The following is a 19,340-nucleotide window of genomic DNA, read 5'->3' on the forward strand; positions in this document are numbered from 1 at the left end:
AGGGTAGTGGTCCGACTCATGGCAGAGCCCATGGAGAGCCCCCGTGGGGAGCTGCTCGACCTGGCGGCTGCCGAGCCCGCGATGCTGGAGCGATTCCTGCGCACCGGCTCCATCCGCCGGGTGCAGACCATCCACCGCAAGGCGCGTGAGCTGCTGGAGGAGCGCGGCATCAGGGCCGCATACCTGGCCACCGGGCTGGCCCGCTGGGACGAGTTGTTCCTGCAGCCCGCCGCGCCCGTGCTGCTGCGCGGGCTGACGATCACCCCGACCCGTGCCCGCCACGACGACTTCGAGCTCGGCCTCGACGCCGGCGGAGCGGACGCGCTGGACGCGTTCGAGGCCGGCGTGCGCGACAGGCTCGCGCTGTTCGGGATCACCGTCGTGCCGCAGTACGGGGTGGGCGGTTTCCGCGTGGACTTCGTGGCCACCCATCCCCGCGACCCGGAGCGCGTGGTGCTGGCCATCGAGGCCGACGGGCCGTCGTATCGGGACTCGCGCAGCACCAGGGACCGGGACCGGCTGCGCGAGGAGCGCCTGGAGAGGCTGGGGTGGAGCTTCCGCCGGCTGTGGTCGACGAACTGGTTCCACAATCCGCAAGGGGAGATCGCCAAGCTGAGGCAGGCGTACGAGCGGGCGGTGGAGGAGACGCCGGGCACGGACCTCGAGTGCCGCCCGTCAGCCCCAGGAGGTCCTCCGGATCCCTGACCCGGTCCGGGTGAGCAGCGCCGCCGCGCTCGACAGGAGGGGCAGCCCCACGACGACGGCGGCCACGAAGAGCCACGGGACGGCGATCGTGGCGGGGTCGCCGGCTCCGTGGGTCGTCATGGGCCGGGCCAGCGCCACGCCTGTCACGGTGCCCGCGCCCAGGCCGATGAGCGCGCCGAGCCCCGAGATGTAGAGCGCCTGCCCGGCCACGACCAGGCGCAGCGTCCTGCGCGGGGCGCCGATGGCCGTCATCGTCGAGCGCTCGGGCCGCATGTCGGCGGCGGCCAGGCCGGTGGCGGCGAGTGTCCCGCCGACGACGAGGATCAGGGCGCCGACGAGCCAGCCCCACAGGCCCGGATCCGGCAGGTTGCGGTAGCCCTCCTCGGAGGCGACGGTCACGCGCGGAATCACCGCGGCCAGGTCGCCCGCCAGCGTCGATCCAGCGGGCGGCCGGTGCATGGCGTAGAGCTGACGCTCCACCGTCAAGAACCCCGCCTGCTCGACCAGGGCGCGCGGCAGCAGGAAACCTCCCTGGTGCTCCTCGGCGGGCGTCGCCACCACCGCCGGGACCTCCAGGGTGCGCGCGGGACCCGAGGTGGAGCCGGCCCGCAGTTTCAGCTTGCCGTCGCGCACCGCGGACGGGTCGAACACCACGGCCTTGCCGCCGGCCAGCGCCGCGGCGGCCTGAGGGTCGTGGCGTCCTTGCAGGAGCCTGAGCAGGTCCTGGCCGCCGACGGCGGCCGTGCGGCGGATACGGACGCCGTTCCAGCGCACGGTGTAGCGCAGCGCGTAGCGGTGGCGGCCCGTGGTGTCCCGCACCTGGTAGCCGGAGGCCAGGGAGACGCCGGGCAGCCGCCGCACCGCCTCGGCCCTGAGCTTGTCCCAGGACCTGTCCGGCATGGTCCCGCCCCAGATCGCCAGCATGCCGGTCGGGCGCGCGGAGGTGTAGGCGCGCCGCTGGTCCAGGTGCTCACTCTGGGCGCCGATGCCCACGGCGACGACCGTGGCCGTGACGCCCATGACGGCCGCCACGGCGCTCGCCGTACGGGACCGGTGGCGGACCGCGTCGCGCACGGACAGCCGCAGGGGCAGGCGCAGCCGGGCGGCGGCGCGGCCGGTGAGGCGGACCAGCCACGGGGTCAGCATCACCAGCCCGACCATGATCAGGACCGCGGTGGCCCACACCCACGTCGAGCCCGTCTGGCGGCGCGCGACCACGATCGCCGCCAGCCCGGCCAGCACCAGCACGAGACCCAGGACGGGCAGGGTGCGCCGCTCGCGGCGACCGGCCACGGACGGCGCGCGGTCGGCCAGCACGCTCACGACGTCCTGCCGGGCCGCCTGGACGGCGGGCACCAGCGCGGCCGCGAGCCCGGAGACCAGGCCCAGCGCCGCGACGCCCAGCACCGGCGCCCACGGCACGTCGGGCGGGCCGACCTGCCCGCCCCATCGCGCCGCGACCGAGGCGCCCAGCACGCCGGCCCCGATGCCCAGCGCCGTCGCCAGCACGGTGGCCGCGCCGCCCAGGATCAGGCCGTCGGCCAGCACGATCATCCGCAGGTGGCGCGCGGAGCCGCCCTGCGCCGCGATCTCGGCCAGCTTGCGACGCCGCCGTCTGAGGCCGACGGCGAAGGCGGGCCCGGCCAGCAGCACGGTCTCCAGCACCATCATGATCACCATGGTGCCGAGCCCGACCGCGTGCTGGACGTTCACGGGGGAGGAGCGGGAAGGCGCATCCTCCATGATCACGGCGTGGGAGGTGACGTGCAGGCCGGCCGCGTTCAGCGTGCGTATCTCGCCCCAGCTCACCGGTGCGGGAGTCTCGGCCAGCCAGCCGGGGCCGAACTCGCCCGGCGACCAGAACCGCTTCGGAGGCGCGAGCGGGAGATCGGGGCCCACGACCTGCCGCAGCGAGGGCCGGTGCGGGTGTTCGACCACGCCCACCACTGGCAGCGGCGTCGCGCCCACCGGCCGGAGCAGGTCGCCGGGCCGCAGGCCGAGCGCCGGCGTCACCGCGACCTCGCCCGCGGACGGAAACCTGCCCTCGGCCAGCGTCAGCATGCCCGTGGTGAGGGGGTCGCGCAGGTCGGTGCTCAGGGCTTCGACGGGTCCGGTGGGCAACGGGAGCTCGCCGGTGCCGTAGGGGATCAGCCGGGCACCGGGCGGGAGCAGGCGCGCCACCTCGGCGACGCCGAGCGTGGGTTCGTCGTCGCCGCGCTCGCCCGTGGTCCAGCCGCCCCCGCCCGGCTTCTGCTGGAGCACCGTGCCCGCGGGGACCTGCATGAGGCGGACGTCGGCCGCGCCGAGCTCGGCGACCAGGCCCTCCTGCGAGGTGATGGTCGCGGTCTCGATGAGGGTGAACATCGCCGTGATGACCAGCACCGGCAGCCCGATCATCACCATGATGAGCGCGCTTCGTCCCCGCGACCTCCACGCCGTACGGCGGGCGATGCGCAGCGCGGCTCGGGCGGCGCTCATCGGGCGCTCCCCGTGACGACGTGCGAGTGGTCGGCGATCATCCCGTCGCGCAGGAACACCACACGGTCGGCCCACGCGGCGTAGCGCGGCTCGTGGGTGACCAGCAGGACCGCGGCGCCCGCGTCGCAGCGCGCGCGTAAGACGCCCAGGATCTCGTCGCCGGTGCGCGTGTCGAGCGCCCCGGTCGGTTCGTCGGCCAGCAGCAGGCGCCGATCGCCGACCAGGGCGCGGGCGATCGCCACCCGCTGGCGCTGGCCGCCGGACAACTCCTCGGGATACCGGCCGGCCAGGTCCTCGGCGTCGAGCTCGGACAGCACCGCCATGGCCTCCCGCCGGGCGCGGCCCGAGCTCAGGCCGTCGAGCTCGCGCGGCAACATCACGTTCTCCGCCGCCGTCAGCGAGTCGATCAGGTTGCGGTCCTGGAAGACGTAGCCGACGCTGCGGCGCCGCAGCGCCGCCAGGTCGCGCACCTCGGCCAGGTCCTGCTCGCCGAGGTGCACGCTTCCGGAGGTGGGCCTGTCGAGGCCGCCGGCCAGGTTGAGCAGGGTCGACTTGCCCGACCCGGACGGGCCCATGACCGCCACCAGGTCTCCCGCGCCGACCTCGAGGCTCACGCCCCTCAGCGCGTGTACGGCCGTCGCCCCCTCGCCGTGAACCCTGGCCACGTCGGCCAGCCGTACGAACGTCATCGTTCCTCCATGAGAACGGCCTCGCAGTGGTCGAGCCGCCGTTGCCCGGCCGGTTCGCCCAGCGGCCGGTCGGAGTGGACGACCGGTGTGCCGGACCACCGCTCCACTTCCGTCCGGCCGGCCCCTGTGATCGTGTGGGCGGCCCGGCCATGCACGTCCGCCTTGCCCCGCGCCGGATCGGCATGAGTACTCAGTATGCATACGCAGTATGCACAACTCAAGGGCTATGCCCGTTCTGTGCCGACGGGCGGCGGGGCTCAGTTGGCCGGTGCGGTGGCGCGGTGCTCCTGCGGGCTGATGCCGTACACGCGCTTGAACGCCGAGCTGAGCGCGAACCCGCTGCCGTAGCCGACCTGGCGGGCGACGGCGTTGAGGGTGGCGTCGGACTGGCGCAGCAGATCGGCGGCCAGCGCCAGGCGCCACTCGGTCAGGTAGGTCATCGGCGGCGTGCCGACCGTGGCGCGGAAACACTCGGCCAGCGTCGCCCGGGACACGCCGATCTCGGCGGCGACGCGCTCCAGGGTCCAGCCGTGCGCGGGGTTCTCGTGGAACAGGCGCAGCGCCTCGCCCGCCACGGGGTGGGCGTAGGCCTGGTACCAGGAGGGCGACTCGGTCTCCGGGCGGTCGAACCACGCGCGCAGCACCGAGATGAGCAGCAGGTCGAGCAGCCGGTCGAGCATCACGCTCTGCGCCGGGCCCTGCTTGGAGACCTCGCCCGCCAGCACCGGGATGAGCGTGGAGTCCCACGTGTCCTGGGAGACGACCAGCAGCGGCGGCAGGACGTCGAGCAGGCGCTGGCCCACGGCGCCGACCTCCTCGTAGACGCCCAGCAGCAGCTGCACGGAGCCGCCCGGGTCGCTGCCCCACGTGCGCACGCCGAGCGACATGCGCTCGCGCAGGTCGACGCCGTCGAGCGCGACGCACCGCTGGCCGGGATGGACGATGACCATCGGCGGGGTGGCCGGGTCGTCGCGCATCACGTACGGGTCGCTCCCGCGCACGATGGCGACGTCGCCGGGGCGAAGGCGCGCGGGCTCGCCGTGGTCGGGTTCGAAGGACGCCTCGCCGCTGAGCATCACGGCCACGCACAGCGGCGAGCCGTCCTGGACCCTGATCGACCACGGCGGGTCGAGGACGATGCGGAGGAGGAAGGCGCCGCTGGCGCGTGGTCCCTCGAGCAGTCCCGCGAGTGCGTCCACGCGCTCCACCCTAGACGATCGCACATGCGTTTCGGCATCTCGGCCATGGACCATCCAGAACCTCGTGGCCAGGCTTGAGGCATGACAGTGAACGAGCACACGACATTGGTTCTCGGCGGCACCGGCAGGATCGGGCGCCGGGTGACCAGGAGGCTGGTCGAGCGAGGCGTCGACGTGCGGGTCGGCTCCCGCGCCGGCGAGCCGCCGTTCGACTGGGAGGACTCCTCGACCTGGGCCGGCGCCTTCGCCGGGGTGAGGTCGGCCTACCTGATGTACTACCCCGAGGTCGACTGGCCCGGCGCGGCGGACGCGATCGGCGCCGTGGCCGGGCTCGCGGTCGACGCCGGGGTGCGGCGCCTGGTGCTGCTGTCGGCCCGCAACCAGGACGAGGCGACGCGGTGCGAGGACGCGGTGACGAGCCTGCCGGTGGAGTGGACCGTCGTCGCCCCGGCCTCGTTCAACCAGAACTTCGACGAGGGCGTGTTCCTGGAGCCGCTGCGCCAGGGGTGCTGGCCCTGCCCGCCGGTGACAACGCCGAACCGTTCGTCGACGCCGACGACATCGCCGACGTGGTGGTGGCCGCGCTCACCGAGGACGGGCACGTCGGCGAGAGGTACGAGCTGACGGGGCCGCGGCTGTGGACCTTCGCGGAAGGCGTGGCCGAGATCGCCAGGGCGACGGGTCGCGAGCTGCGCTACGTGCCGGCCACGCGCGAGCAGTTCGCCGACGCGGTCGTCGCGGAGGGCGCCCCGCGCGCGTTCGCCGAGCCGCTGGCGACGTTGCTCTCGGAGTTCTTCGACGGGCGCAACAGCACGCTGGCCGACGGCGTCGAGCGGGCGCTGAAGCGCCGGCCGCGCGACTTCGCCGACTGGGTGGCCGAAATCGCCCCCAGCGGGGTGTGGAACCCCGCGTAGCCCAGTGCGGCCTCCGCGCTAGCCGGGTGGTCGTGGCACTCGTTCGGGACGGGACCAGCCGCTCCACCCGCGCTCGCGCAGCAGCTCCAGCAGCCGCTGCGACCGCGGATCGGACTCCACGACCAGCGCGTCGATCAGGTCGTGCGCCACGTCGTCGCCCCCCGCCTCGCCGGAGGGAGGCGCCCGCTCGGCCAGGTCGGCGAGGATGTCGGCCACCTCTACCAGGCGCGGATCGTCCGCCGTGCCGTCCTCCAGCAGAGCCGACCCGACCTGGTAGAGCCGCACCATGAGCGGGTCTTCGAGCTGGGCGTGCTTGGTCGGCATGATCTCGGCCAGCTGGTCGCGCCAGCGGGCCGCGACCAGGATCCACCCGTCGCGCTCGGCCTCGACCATGCGCTCCGAGGCCCCGATCTCCCGCAGCCGGTCGAGGAAGGCGACCACCTCGGGCGGCAGCACCAGGCTGTCGCCCGCGGCGAGCTGCGCGATCTGACTGCGGCTCGACTCCAGCCGTCCGATCTCCTCGCGCAGCCGGTCGTCGATCTTCCGTACGGCCAGCGCGAAGGTCTCCGCGTCGGCGTCGAGCAGGTGACCGATCTGCGACAGGGGCACGCCGGCGTCGGCCAGGCTGCGGATCTTGATGAGGGCGACGACGGCCGTCGCGCCGTACTGCCGGTAGCCCGCGGCGTCCCGCTCGGGCTCGGGCAGGAGCCCGATCTGGTGGTAGTGCCGCACGGCGCGGACGGTGACGCCCGCGTAGGCGGCCAGTTGACCGATCGTCAGCATGGTCCGATCATGCCTCCTACGCGATCCGCCGGCGGTACACGAGCGTGGCCAGGACGTAGGCGAGGGCGATGATGCCCGCGCACCAGGCGATGGCCGTCCAGAGGCCGGACCCGGCCGGCTGCCCGGTGAGCAGGTTGCGGATGGTGTCGATGACGGAGGTCACCGGCTGGTTCTCGGCGAAGGCGCGCACCGGGCCCGGCATGGTGTCGGTGGGCACGAACGCCGAGCTGACGACCGGCAGGAAGATCAGCGGGTAGGAGAAGGCGCTCGCGCCGTCGACGGTCTTGGCCGTGAGGCCCGGGATGACCGCGATCCAGGTCAGCGCGAGGGTGAACAGGACGAGCAGGCCCGCGGCCCCCAGCCACGCCGTCACCCCGGCGTCCGGGCGGAAGCCGATGAGGAAGGCGACGCCGACGACGAGCACGAGCGAGATCACGTTGGCCGCCACCGAGGTCAGCACGTGCGCCCACAACACCGACGAGCGGGCGATCGGCATCGACTGGAAACGTTCGAAGATGCCGCCCTGCATGTCCAGCATCAGGCGCATCGCCGTGTAGGCGATGCCGGAGGCGATGGTGATGAGCAGGATGCCGGGAAGCATGTAGTTCACGTAGGGGACCGGCCCGGTGTCGACCGCGCCGCCGAAGACGTAGACGAACATCAGCATCATGGCGATCGGAGTGATCGCCGTGGTGATGATCGTGTCGAGGCTGCGCGTGATGTGGCGCAGGGACCGTCCGGTGAGGACGGCGGTGTCGCCCAGGAAATGCGTGGCCATGATCGATCCCCTCAGGTGCGGACGACGGCGAGGAACACGTCCTCGAGGGAGGGCTGCTTCTCGACGTACTCGACCTTCGCCGGCGGCAGCAGCTTCCTGAGCTCGTCCAGGGTGCCGTCGACGATGACGCGGCCCTGGTGCAGGATCGCGATCCGGTCGGCGAGTTGCTCGGCCTCGTCCAGGTACTGGGTGGTGAGCAGCACGGTCGTGCCGCCCTGGGCTAGAGACCGCACGGCCTGCCACACCTCGATGCGCGCCTGCGGGTCGAGCCCGGCCGTCGGCTCGTCGAGGAAGACGACGGGCGGATCGGCGACGAGGCTCATCGCGATGTCGAGGCGGCGGCGCATGCCTCCGGAGTACGTCGCCGCCCTCCGTGACCCCGCCTCGGTGAGGGAGAAGCGCCGCAGCAGGTCGTCGGCCACGGCGCCCGGGTTCTTGAGATGCCACAACCTGGCGACCAGGACGAGGTTCTCGCGCCCGCTCAGGACGCCGTCGACGGCCGCGAACTGGCCGGTCAGGCTGATGGACCCGCGCACTCCTGCGGCCTGGGCCGCGACGTCGAAGCCGTTGACGCGGGCGGTGCCCGCGTCGGCCTTGAGGAGCGTCGACAGGATCCTCACCACCGTGGTCTTGCCCGCGCCGTTCGAACCGAGCAGGGCGAAGATGCTGCCGCGCGCCACCTCGAAGTCGACGCCGCGCAGGACGTGCAGCTCCTTGAACGACTTCTCCAGGCCCCGCACCTGGATCGCCGTGGGTGTTGGGGGAATGCTCATGGCGCCAGCATGAGGGGTTGACGCTGCGTCAGGGTCAAGCCCCGCTCGTCGAGGCTTGAACCGCGGGATGGGCCCAAGGCGCCGGGCTAGTCGGCCTTCTCCGGAGAGGCGGCGCCCGTCAGGAAGAGGGTGACGATCGCCGACGCGGCGTCCTCGACGCCGAGCGAGACCAGCGGCTCGTAGGTGAGCGAGCCCGCGATGAGGGTGCCGAGCAGGGCGCCGAGCTGGTCGGCGGGGATGTCGGTGCGCAGCGAGCCCGCCTCCTGCGCCCGGGCGACGAACTCCTGGATCCACCACCCCACCTGCTCCTCCTCCGGCCACAAGGAGGCGTGGCGCGGGCTGAGGGCCCAGTAGGCGCGGCCGGTGGTGAGCAGGGCTCGTACGGCGCGGGCGAGCGTCTCGGGCAGCGGCAGGTTCGGGGAGTCGACGCCCGCCTCGGCCAGCACGCGCAGCGACTCAGAGGCGGAGAAGCGCGCCAGCTCCGCCAGGAGTTCCTCGCGGGTGGCGAAGTAGCGGTAGAGCGTGGCCCGGCCGATCCCGGCGGCCGTCGCGATCTCGGCCATGCCGGCCGCGGGGTCCGTGCGCAGGGTGGCGGCGGCTCCGCGCAAGATCGCTTCCCGGGTCAGCTCGGAATATCTCTGCGCCATGAGACGTATAGTACTCATAGTGAGACAGAGATGTCTCGCTTCACCGGAGGAACGCCATGGAGCACATCTACGACGTCGTGGTGGTGGGATCGGGAGCCGCCGGGCTCACCGCCGCGCTGACCGCCCGCCTGCGCGGGCTGACCGCGCTCGTGATCGAGAAGACCGGCAGGTACGGCGGGTCCACCGCGATCTCCGGCGGCGCCCTGTGGGTGCCGGGCAACCCCTACCTGGACCACCAGGGGCTCGGCGAGTCGCGCACCAAGGCCGAGCAGTACCTGCAGGCCACCGTCGGCGACCGGGTGCCGGCCGAGCTGAAGACCGCCTACCTCGACCGCGGCCCCGAGATGCTCCGCTTCCTGCGCGACAAGACCCGCCACGTGCGCTTCCAGTACGCCAGGGGCTACTCCGACTACTACCCCGAGCGGCCCGGAGGCTTCGGCGCCGGGCGCTCCATCGAGCCGCCCGTCTTCGACCTGCGCAGGCTCGGCCCGCTGCTCGGCCAGATGCGACGCTCCGAGCTGCCCACCTACGGCATGGTCATGACCTCGACCGAGTTCAACAAGGTCAACATGATGATGCGCACCTGGGCAGGCAAGGGCACCGCCGTCAAGATCGGCCTCAGGGCGGTGAAGTCGCTGCTGACCGGCGCCAGACCGGCCTCCCTCGGCGAGTCGCTGATCGCCCGCCTGCGCCTGTCGCTGGCCGAGGCGGGCGGCGACGTGTGGGTGTCGACGCCGCTGAAGGACCTGCTCGTCGAGGAGGGCAGGATCGCCGGGGTCGTCGCCGAGCGCGAGGGCAGGACGGTCACGATCCGCGCCCGCCGCGGCGTGGTCCTGGCCTCGGGAGGGTTCTCCCGCAGCCAGGAGATGCGCGAACGCTTCCTGCCCGCGCCCACCGACGCCTCGTGGACCTCGGCCGCGGAAGGCCAGACCGGCGACGTCATCGACGTGGCGCTGGCCCAGGGCGCCGCGCTCGACCTGATGGACCGCGTGTGGGGCATGCCCTCGGCGGTGCCGCCCGGCGAGCGGCCCGTCTTCCTGGTCACCGACCGGGCCGTGCCCGGCCTGATGATCGTCAACGGCCGGGGCGAGCGTTACCTCAACGAGGCCCTGCCGTACGCCGAGTTCGTGGACCGCATGTACGCCGAGGACGCCGTGCCCTCCTGGATGATCATCGACAGCCGGACCAAGAACCGCTACCTGGTGCTCAACCACTTCCCCGGCCAGCCGTTCAAGAAGGCCTGGCTGAAGAGCGGCTTCGTGAAGAAGGGCGGCAGCGCCGAGGACCTGGCCGACCAGATCGGCCTGCCCGCCGGCACCCTGCGCAAGACCTTCGACCGCTACAACACCCTCGCGCTGCGCGGCGAGGACACCGACTTCGGCCGGGGCGACAGCGCCTACGACAACTACTACGGCGACCCCACCCTGCCCAACCCCAACCTCGCGCCGCTGGACAAGCCGCCGTTCTACGCCATCCCGCTCGTGCCGGGCGACATCGGCACCAAGGGCGGGCTGGTCATCGACGCCCGCGCCCGGGTGCTGCGCGAGGACGGCTCGCCCATCGAGGGGCTGTACGCCGCGGGCAACGCCTCCGCCTCGGTGATGGGGGAGACCTACCCCGGCGCCGGAGCCACCATCGGACCCGCCATGACCTTCGGCTACATCGCCGCCATGGACCTGTAGGAGATCATCGTGAAGCGTTTCGCCGACAAGTCGGTCCTGCTCACCGGCGCCGCCACCGGCATCGGCCGCGCCACCGCCGTACGGCTGGCGTCCGAGGGCGCGAGCGTGTTCGCCGTCGACGTCAACGCCGAGGGCCTGGCCGAGACCGTCAAGGAGGTCGAGGCCGGGGGCGGCACGATCACGACGCGAGTCGTCGACGTCACCGACGAGGCCGCCGTCTCGGCCGCCGTGCAGGGCGCCGTCACCGCCTTCGGCGGGCTCGACGTGCTGGTCAACGTGGCCGGCATCCACCGCGTCACGCCGCTGCCCTCGCTCACCGTCGCCGACTTCCGCAAGCTGCTCGACGTGAACATGATCGGCACGTTCCTGTTCGTCCGCGAGGCCATGGCGCACCTCGTGGAGCGCAGGGGCGTCGTGATCAACACCGCGTCGACGTCGGCGACCCACGCCCACCCGTGGATGACGGCCTACGCGGCCAGCAAGGGCGCGGTGTTGTCGTTCACCCTCAGCCTCGCCGCGGAGTACGGCGAGCAGGGCGTGCGGGCGGTGGCGGTCTCACCCGGCGGGGTGGCGACCCCGCTGACCCAGGCCGTGACCTTCCCCGACGGCACCGACCAGGCCTGGTACGGCCGGATCACGCCGCAGGTCGGACAGCGGTTCGGGCCCTACAGGTTCGGCCGGCCCGAGGACGTGGCCGCGACCATCGCCTACGCGGCCTCACCGGACGCCGCCTACCTCACGGGCGTGGAACTGCGCGTGGACGGCGGCTCTCACAACTAGTCGGGCTTGCACAACTGGACGGGCTCGCACGACCAGAAGAGCGCGGGGCTTGCTCGGCCCCGCGCCCGCGGTCAGCCGAGGGTCTCCCACCAGCCGTCGACCTCCGGCGCCGACCCGGCCTCGACGAGCTCGCCCGGCCGGGGCACCACGATCGACACCTCCCGCGCCTTCGCCTCGCTCCACAACCGCCTGACCGGCTCCGCCCACGGGTGCAGGGCGAGCGTGAAGGTCGCCCAGTGCACCGGCAGCAGGAGCTTGCCACCCAGGTCGAGGTGGGCGTTGACCGCCTCCTCCGGGTTCATGTGGATGTCGGGCCAGGCGGGGGAGTAGGCGCCGATCGGCATCAGCGTCAGGTCGAACGGACCGTGCGCGGCCCCGATGCCCTTGTACCCCTCGAAGTAGCCCGAGTCGCCCGCGTAGAAGACCTTGCGCTCACGTCCGGCGACGACCCACGAGCCCCACAGCGTGTCGTTCCGCGTGAGGGACCGCCCGGAGAAGTGGCGCGCGGCGGTCGCGACGAAGCGCAGCCCGGCCACCTGGGCCTCCTCGTCCCAGTCGAGCTCGACGATTCGGTAGGCGGGCACGCCCCAGCGCTCCAGGTGGGCGCCGATGCCCAGCGGCACCAGGAAGGGCGCCCTCTGGGTGCGGGTCAGCGCCTGGACGGTCACCATGTCGAGGTGGTCGTAGTGGTCGTGGGAGATCACGATCGCGTCGACCTGCGGCAGCTGCGCCAGCTCCACCGGCAGCGGGTGATGCCGCTTGGGGCCGAACAGCTGCGAGGGCGAGACCCTGCGGCTCCACACCGGGTCGAACAGCACCCGCTTGCCCTCGATCTCCACCAGCGACGACGCGTGGCCGTACCAGACGACCGAGAGACCGTCGGGGTCGGGCTCGCGGGCCGGCGGCACCAGCAGCGGGATCATGCCCTTGGGCCTGCGGGCCTCGCGGTCCCTGGCCAGCTCGCGCAGCAGACCGGCCGAGGGAGCGCCGACCTGGGTCGGCTCGGGCATGGGGTTGTAGAAGACGCCGTCCTTGAACTGCGGCGAGGCCTTGATCCGCGCCTCGCGATCCGGCCCCGACCCCAGTGGCCGCACTCCCAGCTCGGCCGGGACCTTCCGTGCCGCCCACACGGCCCCCGCCAGCGCCGCACCCGCCACGATCAATGATTTCCGCATGTCGCCCCCTGCACCATCAGTTCACTCTCTGAGTCAACTTCCCGGATACTCCGGCATGTTCCCGGATCTGGCCCATTGACTGGGCGGCGACCCGGACCATTTGGTGAAGGCATGGGTGAAGGCTGCGGTTTCGCTGTACCCCAGCCGCCGGGCGGTGGCCTCGACCGTCATGCCGCAGCCCAGGTACTGCTCGGCCAGGCCGCGCCGTACCTCGGTCACCAGGGCGCGGTAGCTGGTGCCCTCCTCCTCCAGGCGGCGGCGCAGCGACCTGGCCGAGGTGTGCAGCGCGGCGGCGGCCCGCACGATCGTCGGCATGTCCGCCGGATCCTTCAGCAGCAGCTCGCGCACGTCGGCACGGCCGCCGGGACGGCGGTGGCGGCGGGCGCTCAGCTCCATGCAGCGCTGCGCCGCGATGGCGTGCATGGCCGCGTCGGCCTGCGGCAGCGGCAGGTCGGCCAGATGCTCGTGGTAGACGATGCGGTTGGCCCCGGCCTCCCACCACACCGGCACGCCCAGGACCTCCGAGACGTGCTCGGCGTACGGCCCGCGCGGCAGCGCCAGCTCGATCCGTTCGACCGGCGAGGAACTGACCAGCAGCTCCCACCCGAATGCCGCGGTCGCCACCATGTCACGCCACAGCACGAGCTCCCGCACGTCCTCTGGCAGCAGGGAGGCGTCGAACACGAGCGCGGCCCTGCCCGGCTCGACCGAGACCGAGCAGAAGCCGAAGGTGAGTCCCAGGTGGTCGGGGCCGAACGTGATGGCCCGGCGCAGCGTCGGGCTCGTCGCGATCGCCCACCCCCACACGCCGTGCGTGCCCAGGTGGTAGCGCAGCCCGGCGGCCAGGCCCAGCTGGGTCTCCCCGGGTACGGCGGCCGCCAGCGCCCGAAGCGCCTGCAGCTCCTGCTCCCCGGTGATCTCCGCGCCCGGCCGGCGCGCGCTCTGCTCGTCGAGCCCCGCGGTCGCCAGCAGCCGTTCGCGCGGCACGCCGTACTCCTCGCCGAGCCGCGCCATGATGAGCAGGCTCGTGGTCGCGCGGCGGTCGTCGGGCATGCGGGGCGCCTCCTGGGGTGATATTGGCCGAAAGTATCAAATCCCTGGCCGTGTAACGCCTGGGTTACCCACCGGTCACACTCCTACTGTCTGGCCATGAGCCTGACTGACGCGCAGCGCGAGGTGCTGCGAGCTCTGGTCGACACGGTCGTGCCGGCGCTGGAGCACCCCGACGACCCCTCAGGGTTCTGGGCCACCCCGGGCAGCGCGCTGCCCGTCGTCCCGGCCATCGAGGAGATCCTGGCCCAGGCCGAGCCCGAGCAGCAGGCCGGAGTGGCCCAGCTGCTCGACGCGTTGCGGATGGTGGGCTTCGTGCACGGCTCGCCCGCCGTACGGGAGTCGCTGCTGGCCACGGTGGCGCGCCTGTCGCCCGAGGCGGCGCAGGGCGTGGCGACGCTGCGCTCGGGCGCGGCGATGTACGCCTACTCCCTGACGGGCGACGACGGGCGCAACCCCTTCTGGGCGGGCGCCGGCTTCCCCGGGCCGCAGGCCGCGCCGTCCGGCCCCGTCCACGACGTGCTGCCGATCACCGAGCCGGACGGCGACCTCGAGGCCGACGTGGTGGTCGTCGGCTCGGGCGCGGGCGGCGGCGTCGTCGCCGGCGTGCTGGCGCGGGCCGGGCGCCGCGTGGTCGTCCTGGAGGCGGGCGAATACTTCCACGAGGGGCACTTCTCCCAGCAGGAACGCTGGGCGACCGAGAACATGCTCTACCGGAGCGGCGTCGCCGCGACCATCGACGGCAACGCCGCGCTGCTGGCCGGGCGCACCCTCGGCGGCGGCACCACGATCAACTGGCAGAACTGGATCAGGCCGCGCGACCACGTCGTCGCCGAATGGGGTCTGGACCCGGCCGAATGGGACAGGCACGTCACCGAGGTCAGCGCGCGAGTCCTGGCCAACGCCGACTGCTCCGACCTCAACGGGCCCCACCAGCGCATGACGGCGGGAGCCGCCGCGCTCGGCTACTCCTTCCACGGCACCACGCGCAACGTCGACCCCGAACGCTACGACCCGAAGATCGCCGGATACACGCAGTTCGGCGACCAGGGCGGCTCCAAGCAGTCGACCGTCGTCACGTTCCTGCGCGACGCGGCCTCCTGCGGGGCGCGGATCGTCACTGGGGCGAGCGTGCGCCGCGTCCTGGTCGGCGCGGGCCGCGCCGCCGGGGTCGAGGCCGACGTGCGCGGCGTGACCGTCACCGTGCGCGCCCCCGTCGTCGTGCTGGCCGCCGGGGCGCTGGAGACCCCCGCCGTGCTGCTGCGCAGCGGCATCGGCGGCCCGGCCGTCGGGCGCCACCTGCGGCTGCACCCGTCGTCGCCGATGTTCGGCGTCTACACCGACGAGCTCGACCCCTGGTGGGGGCCGCCGCAGGCCGCCGTCGTCGACCAGTTCGCCGACCTCGGCGACGGGCACGGCTACCTGGTCGAGGGCTCGCAGTACTACCCGGGCATCTTCGCCCACCAGTTCACCGCGCAGTGCCGTACCGGGCGCGAGCACAAGCGGGCCATGGCCGGCCTGAACAGGACCGCCGACTTCCTGTTCATCCTGCGCGAGCACGGCGGCGGCCACGTCGACCTCGACGCGGCCGGCGAGGCGCGCCACCACTACCTGCTGTCCGACCCGCGCGACGTGGCGAACTTCCACCACGCGCTGGGCACCCTGGCCCGCCTGCACGAGGCCGCGGGCGCCGTCGAGATCAGGAGCGCGGCCCCGCAACTGCGGCCCTGGCGGCGCGGCCAGAACCTGGAGGCCTGGATCGAGGCGCACCGCGCCGTCCCGATCGACGCGAACGGCATCAAGATCGGCTCGGCCCACCAGATGGGCACCGCCCGCATGGGCGCCGACCCCGCCACCTCCGTGGCGAACCAGGACGGCGAGCTGCACGACACCCCCGGCGTGTGGATCGGCGACACCAGCGCCTTCCCCAGCGCGTCCGGCAGCAACCCGATGCTTTCCTGCATGGCCCTGGCCCACCGCACCGCTGAGAGGATCCTCGCGTGAGAACACCCGTCAAGAGCTGGGACTCCCACTGGATCGACGGCCGCTGGGTACCGGGCGCCGGAGCCATCGAGGTCACCGACTCCCACACCGAGGAGGTCATCGCCACCGTGCCCGAGGGCACGGCGGCCGAGGTGGAGCTGGCCGTCGACGCCGCCCGCCGCGCCTTCCCCGCCTGGAGCGCCACCCCCGCCAAGGAACGCGCCGCGATCCTCCAGGCCGTCGCCGACGGCATGCACGAGCGGCAGACCGAACTGGCCACGCTCATCAGCCGCGAGGTGGGCACCCCGTTCATGCTCGCCAACCTCGTGCAGACCGGGCTGCCGAACGTCTCCTTCTCCTCCATGGCCGAGCTTCTGGACGGCTGGGAACCCGACAGCAGGCAGGGCAACTCGATCATCACCCGCGAGCCCGTCGGCGTCGTCGCCGCGATCACCCCGTGGAACTACCCGCTCCACCAGATCGCCGCCAAGATCGCCCCCGCGCTGGCCGCCGGATGCACCGTCGTGCTCAAGCCGAGCGAGGTCGCCCCGCTCAACGCCTTCGTCCTCATGGAGATCCTCGACGCGGCCGGAGTGCCCGCGGGCGTCGTCAACCTCGTCTGCGGCACCGGACCCGTCGTCGGCGAGGCGCTCGCCGCCCACCCCGGCGTCGACATGATCACCTTCACCGGCTCCACCGCCGCCGGACGCCGCGTCGCCGCCGTGGCGGCGCAGACCGTCAAGAAGGTCGCGCTGGAACTGGGCGGCAAGTCGCCCCTGGTGGTGCTGCCCGACGCCGACATGGGCAACGCCGTCCTGCGCTCGCTCACCGGCTGCTTCATCAACTCCGGGCAGACCTGCTCGGCGCTCACCCGCCTGGTCGTGCCCGCCTCCCGCGCCGCCGAGGTCGAGGAACTCGCCGGAGGCTTCGCCGCCTTCGCCACCGTCGGCGACCCGTTCGACCCCGCCCACCAGCTCGGCCCGCTCGTCTCCGCCCTCCAGCGCGACCGCGTGCGCGCCCACATCGGCCGCGCCCTCGACCAGGGCGCAAGGCTCCTCGCCGGAGGCGTCGAACCACCGCACGAGACCGGCTTCTACGTCCAGCCGACCGTCCTCGGCGGCGTCACCGGCGACATGGCCGTCGCGCAGGAGGAGGTCTTCGGACCCGTCCTCGTCGTGCAGTCCTACGACGACGGCGGCACCGAGCAGGAGCAGGACGACGCCGCCGTCGCCGTCGCCAACGACACCGTGTACGGCCTGGCGGCAGGAGTCTTCGGCGGCGACCCCGAGCGCGCCCTGCGCGTCGCCCGCCGCATCAGGGCGGGACAGGTCGAGGTCAACGGCGGCGCGTTCAACCCCGTCGCCCCCTTCGGCGGCTACCGCCAGTCGGGCGTCGGGCGCGAACTGGGCAGCTTCGGGTTCGAGGAGTACCTGGAGGTCAAGGCGATCCAGCTCTAGGCCGCACTCCTCGGATAGGGCCACGGGTTGGGGCGGCAGCCGCCGAGCGTCTTGCTCTGCTGCGCCATGACCGGCGCCTTCGCGCCCCTGCGAGGGCACGAACGGTGACCGTGGCCCAGACCGTGGCCCACCTCGTGGCTGATCACGTACTGCCGGTAGGCGCCCAGGTCCGGATACTGCCGCACCCCCTTGGCCCACCGGACCGCGTTGATCACCGAACGGGAGCCGTTCCAGCACGACAGGTCGCCGCCGGTGTTCAGCGGCAGGCACTCGCGGTTGGTCGTGGCCGGGCTCGACAACGCCACGCTCAGCCGGACGGGGCCGCCGTCCACGCGGCGGAAGCGGCCCCACCCGCGCGGGTCGTTCAGCGTCCGGTGCACCTGGGCGGCGAACTCCCGGCCGCGGTACGGCAGGCCGCGCTCGACCTCCACCTTGTAGCGGACCACAGGCCCTCGCCCCGCCCGCGGCGCGTCCTCGCCGCGCACGGTGACGTACCGCCCCGAGGCCTCGTACGGCACGCGCACCTCGGCGCGCCTCCGGGGCGTATCGGCCGCGGGCCTGTCCACCCGAGGCACCTCGGGCTCCTCGTGAACGGGCGTGTGCTGGGGCGCCTGCTTCGTCGCCTGCTCAGGCGCCGCGCTGGGAGCCCCACACCCCGCGAACAGCACCATAGCCACCAAGGCCCCCGCTGCGCGCATGCCGCTCCCCCTCATGATCGTGCGGGGGAGCGGCTAGATCATATACGGCTCCGGATCGATCGGCGGACGCTCCCCTACGGCCAGCGCGGCGGCCATCAACCCGGCGAACGGCCCCGCGGTCAGCCCATAGGCGCCGAGCCCGGTCGCCACCACCACCCTGTCGCCGACCGCCGCGATCAGCGGCCGCCGCCCGTCGCCGTACACCGGCCGCAACCCGGCCCTCGCCTCCACCACCGTCGCCCCGGCCAGCCCCGGCGCCAACCGCAACGCCCCATCAAGCACCTCGGCCAGCCCGGCGGCGGTGACACGGGCATCGAAGCCGACCCTCTCAACGGTCGCCCCCACGACGAGCCGGCCACCCTCGAACCCCACCATGTACGGCCCGGCCTGCGGGAGCACGATCGGCCACGAGGCGGTGTCGTGGCCTTGGAGTTGAAGGTGGAGGATCTGGCCCCGCCTGGGCCACACATCGAGCCGGACGCCCAGGGGCCGGCACACCTCACCACTCCACGCCCCGGCGGCGACCAGCACGACGTCGCAGGGAATCACCCGCCCGCCACCGCCCGCCCCGCGCCCGCCACGGGCCCCGCTGCCGCTGCCGACTCCGCCGCCCATGTCGCTGCCGGCTCCACTGCCTGCGGCGATGCCGCTGCCTACGCCGCTCACGCCAGAGCCCCCGGTCGCGCCCCTGGTCGCGCCTCCCGCACCACCGCTGATGCCGCTGAGACCGTCGTCCCCGCCTCGGCTGCTGCCGCCGCCGTCCTCCTCGCCTCCCCGGTCGCCATCGCCGTCGCCCTCCCCGCCCTCCCGGGTGCCATCGACGCCGGAGTCGCTGCCTCGGCGGCTCTCTCCCGAACCCACCTCGGCCGAGCATGCGGGGTGACTGACGACGACCTCGCCGTCCGGGCGCAGGGTCGCCTCGCCGGGCAACACTGTGGCGCCGAGCCGTACGGCCTCGGCGAGCAGGGCGTCGCGGACCACGCGGCCGTCCACCCGCGCTGCCCCCGGCACGTACAGCGCGGCCAGGCCGGGAGCGAGCACCGGGACGCCGCGATCCCCGAGCCCGGGCCGCTCGACGTCGAGGATCTCGCCCATCTCGGGCGCCCCGGCGCGTCGCCGGTCGAGCAGGCCGCGAACCCGCCGCAGCCCCTCGCTGCCACCTCCACCGGCACCGGCGCCTTCACCCGCTCCACCAAGAGCGCTGGGCGGCGCCGGGGCGAGGTCGTCCCCCACCACCAGCGCCCCCGTGCGTGCATACCCGCCGCCGAGCAGCCCCGCCAGTTCCCCGTAGTACGCCGCCCCGGCCCGAGCCAGCGCGTACCAGCCCGCGTCGTCCTCGTGGTCGACCCACGGGCACACGATGCCTGCCCCGGCGGCTGTCGCCTGCCCGGTGTGCCCGCCGTCGACGACCGTAACCGCGACGCCGCGCCCGGCCAGATGGAAGGCGGCGCTCGCCCCGACGATCCCGCTTCCGATCACTACAACACGCATGCCCGACATGATCGCACTTGTCCGATCGTGGGTGGTCCTGCGACCACGTGGAACGAAG

The 19,340-nt window shown here is 73.3% G+C and carries 18 protein-coding genes; 7 read left to right on the forward strand and 11 right to left on the reverse strand.

What is annotated here, in order from left to right:
- Window positions 1-30 precede the first annotated feature (30 nt).
- A complete protein-coding gene (locus ACIBH1_RS09955) occupies window positions 31-705 on the forward strand; it encodes a DUF4011 domain-containing protein (RefSeq protein WP_397313288.1) in 675 nt (224 codons plus the stop codon).
- Here ACIBH1_RS09955 and ACIBH1_RS09960 read toward each other — a convergent pair.
- From ACIBH1_RS09960 to ACIBH1_RS09970, 3 genes are all read right to left on the reverse strand, one after another.
- Window positions 676-3,183, reverse strand: a complete 2,508-nt coding sequence (locus ACIBH1_RS09960) for an FtsX-like permease family protein (protein WP_397313289.1) — start codon at window positions 3,181-3,183, stop codon at window positions 676-678. The genes ACIBH1_RS09955 and ACIBH1_RS09960 overlap by 30 nt on opposite strands.
- A complete protein-coding gene (locus ACIBH1_RS09965; protein WP_397313290.1) occupies window positions 3,180-3,872 on the reverse strand; it encodes an ABC transporter ATP-binding protein in 693 nt (230 codons plus the stop codon). The genes ACIBH1_RS09960 and ACIBH1_RS09965 overlap by 4 nt, the downstream gene beginning before the upstream one ends.
- A gap of 257 nt (window positions 3,873-4,129) precedes the next feature.
- Window positions 4,130-5,071: an AraC family transcriptional regulator gene (locus ACIBH1_RS09970; RefSeq protein ID WP_397313291.1), complete on the reverse strand. Its 942-nt coding sequence runs from the start codon at window positions 5,069-5,071 to the stop codon at window positions 4,130-4,132.
- 81 nt (window positions 5,072-5,152) lie between these two features.
- On the opposite strand from ACIBH1_RS09970, the gene ACIBH1_RS09975 reads away from it, so the two are divergent.
- Entirely contained in the window at window positions 5,153-5,695 is a 543-nt protein-coding gene (locus ACIBH1_RS09975) for an SDR family oxidoreductase (RefSeq protein ID WP_397313292.1), read from the forward strand.
- Window positions 5,641-5,985, forward strand: coding sequence for a hypothetical protein (locus ACIBH1_RS09980; RefSeq protein ID WP_397313293.1), 345 nt, complete (start codon window positions 5,641-5,643; stop codon window positions 5,983-5,985). Before ACIBH1_RS09975 ends, ACIBH1_RS09980 begins: the two co-directional genes overlap by 55 nt.
- An 18-nt stretch (window positions 5,986-6,003) precedes the next feature.
- Here ACIBH1_RS09980 and ACIBH1_RS09985 read toward each other — a convergent pair whose 3' ends face one another.
- From ACIBH1_RS09985 to ACIBH1_RS10000, 4 genes are all read right to left on the reverse strand, one after another.
- The gene (locus ACIBH1_RS09985) at window positions 6,004-6,768 is read right to left on the reverse strand and encodes a MerR family transcriptional regulator (RefSeq protein WP_397313294.1); all 765 of its coding nucleotides are present in this window, start codon (window positions 6,766-6,768) and stop codon (window positions 6,004-6,006) included.
- Window positions 6,769-6,784: 16 nt separating this feature from the next.
- The gene (locus ACIBH1_RS09990) at window positions 6,785-7,546 is read right to left on the reverse strand and encodes an ABC transporter permease (protein WP_397313295.1); all 762 of its coding nucleotides are present in this window, start codon (window positions 7,544-7,546) and stop codon (window positions 6,785-6,787) included.
- Window positions 7,547-7,557: 11 nt separating this feature from the next.
- Window positions 7,558-8,319, reverse strand: a complete 762-nt coding sequence (locus ACIBH1_RS09995; protein ID WP_397313296.1) for an ABC transporter ATP-binding protein — start codon at window positions 8,317-8,319, stop codon at window positions 7,558-7,560.
- A gap of 86 nt (window positions 8,320-8,405) precedes the next feature.
- Window positions 8,406-8,966, reverse strand: a complete 561-nt coding sequence (locus ACIBH1_RS10000) for a TetR/AcrR family transcriptional regulator (RefSeq protein ID WP_397313297.1) — start codon at window positions 8,964-8,966, stop codon at window positions 8,406-8,408.
- A 56-nt stretch (window positions 8,967-9,022) separates the two neighbouring features.
- Between ACIBH1_RS10000 and ACIBH1_RS10005 the strand changes: the two genes are divergently transcribed.
- Together ACIBH1_RS10005 and ACIBH1_RS10010 are read left to right on the forward strand one after the other, a co-directional pair.
- Window positions 9,023-10,648: an FAD-dependent oxidoreductase gene (locus ACIBH1_RS10005; RefSeq protein ID WP_397313298.1), complete on the forward strand. Its 1,626-nt coding sequence runs from the start codon at window positions 9,023-9,025 to the stop codon at window positions 10,646-10,648.
- A gap of 9 nt (window positions 10,649-10,657) precedes the next feature.
- Window positions 10,658-11,428 (forward strand): SDR family NAD(P)-dependent oxidoreductase, encoded by a 771-nt coding sequence (locus tag ACIBH1_RS10010; RefSeq protein WP_397313299.1) that lies wholly within the window; start codon window positions 10,658-10,660, stop codon window positions 11,426-11,428.
- Window positions 11,429-11,499: 71 nt separating this feature from the next.
- On the opposite strand, the gene ACIBH1_RS10015 is transcribed toward ACIBH1_RS10010, so the two are convergent.
- A complete protein-coding gene (locus tag ACIBH1_RS10015; protein ID WP_397313300.1) occupies window positions 11,500-12,603 on the reverse strand; it encodes an MBL fold metallo-hydrolase in 1,104 nt (367 codons plus the stop codon).
- A 33-nt stretch (window positions 12,604-12,636) separates the two neighbouring features.
- Window positions 12,637-13,656, reverse strand: coding sequence for an AraC family transcriptional regulator ligand-binding domain-containing protein (locus tag ACIBH1_RS10020; RefSeq protein ID WP_397313301.1), 1,020 nt, complete (start codon window positions 13,654-13,656; stop codon window positions 12,637-12,639).
- A gap of 96 nt (window positions 13,657-13,752) precedes the next feature.
- On the opposite strand from ACIBH1_RS10020, the gene ACIBH1_RS10025 reads away from it, so the two are divergent.
- A complete protein-coding gene (locus ACIBH1_RS10025) occupies window positions 13,753-15,657 on the forward strand; it encodes a GMC family oxidoreductase N-terminal domain-containing protein (protein WP_397313302.1) in 1,905 nt (634 codons plus the stop codon).
- On the forward strand, window positions 15,654-17,093 hold the full coding sequence (locus tag ACIBH1_RS10030) for an aldehyde dehydrogenase family protein (RefSeq protein ID WP_397313303.1): 1,440 nt from the start codon (window positions 15,654-15,656) through the stop codon (window positions 17,091-17,093). The genes ACIBH1_RS10025 and ACIBH1_RS10030 overlap by 4 nt, the downstream gene beginning before the upstream one ends.
- On the opposite strand, the gene ACIBH1_RS10035 is transcribed toward ACIBH1_RS10030, so the two are convergent.
- Both ACIBH1_RS10035 and ACIBH1_RS10040 read right to left on the reverse strand, forming a co-directional pair.
- The gene (locus ACIBH1_RS10035) at window positions 17,090-17,659 is read right to left on the reverse strand and encodes a DUF3152 domain-containing protein (protein ID WP_397313304.1); all 570 of its coding nucleotides are present in this window, start codon (window positions 17,657-17,659) and stop codon (window positions 17,090-17,092) included. The genes ACIBH1_RS10030 and ACIBH1_RS10035 overlap by 4 nt on opposite strands.
- A 165-nt stretch (window positions 17,660-17,824) precedes the next feature.
- Window positions 17,825-19,282, reverse strand: a complete 1,458-nt coding sequence (locus ACIBH1_RS10040) for an NAD(P)/FAD-dependent oxidoreductase (RefSeq protein ID WP_397313305.1) — start codon at window positions 19,280-19,282, stop codon at window positions 17,825-17,827.
- Window positions 19,283-19,340 lie beyond the last annotated feature (58 nt).

It is taken from the genome of Nonomuraea sp. NPDC050663 (assembly GCF_044456985.1).
Lineage (GTDB): Bacteria > Actinomycetota > Actinomycetes > Streptosporangiales > Streptosporangiaceae > Nonomuraea.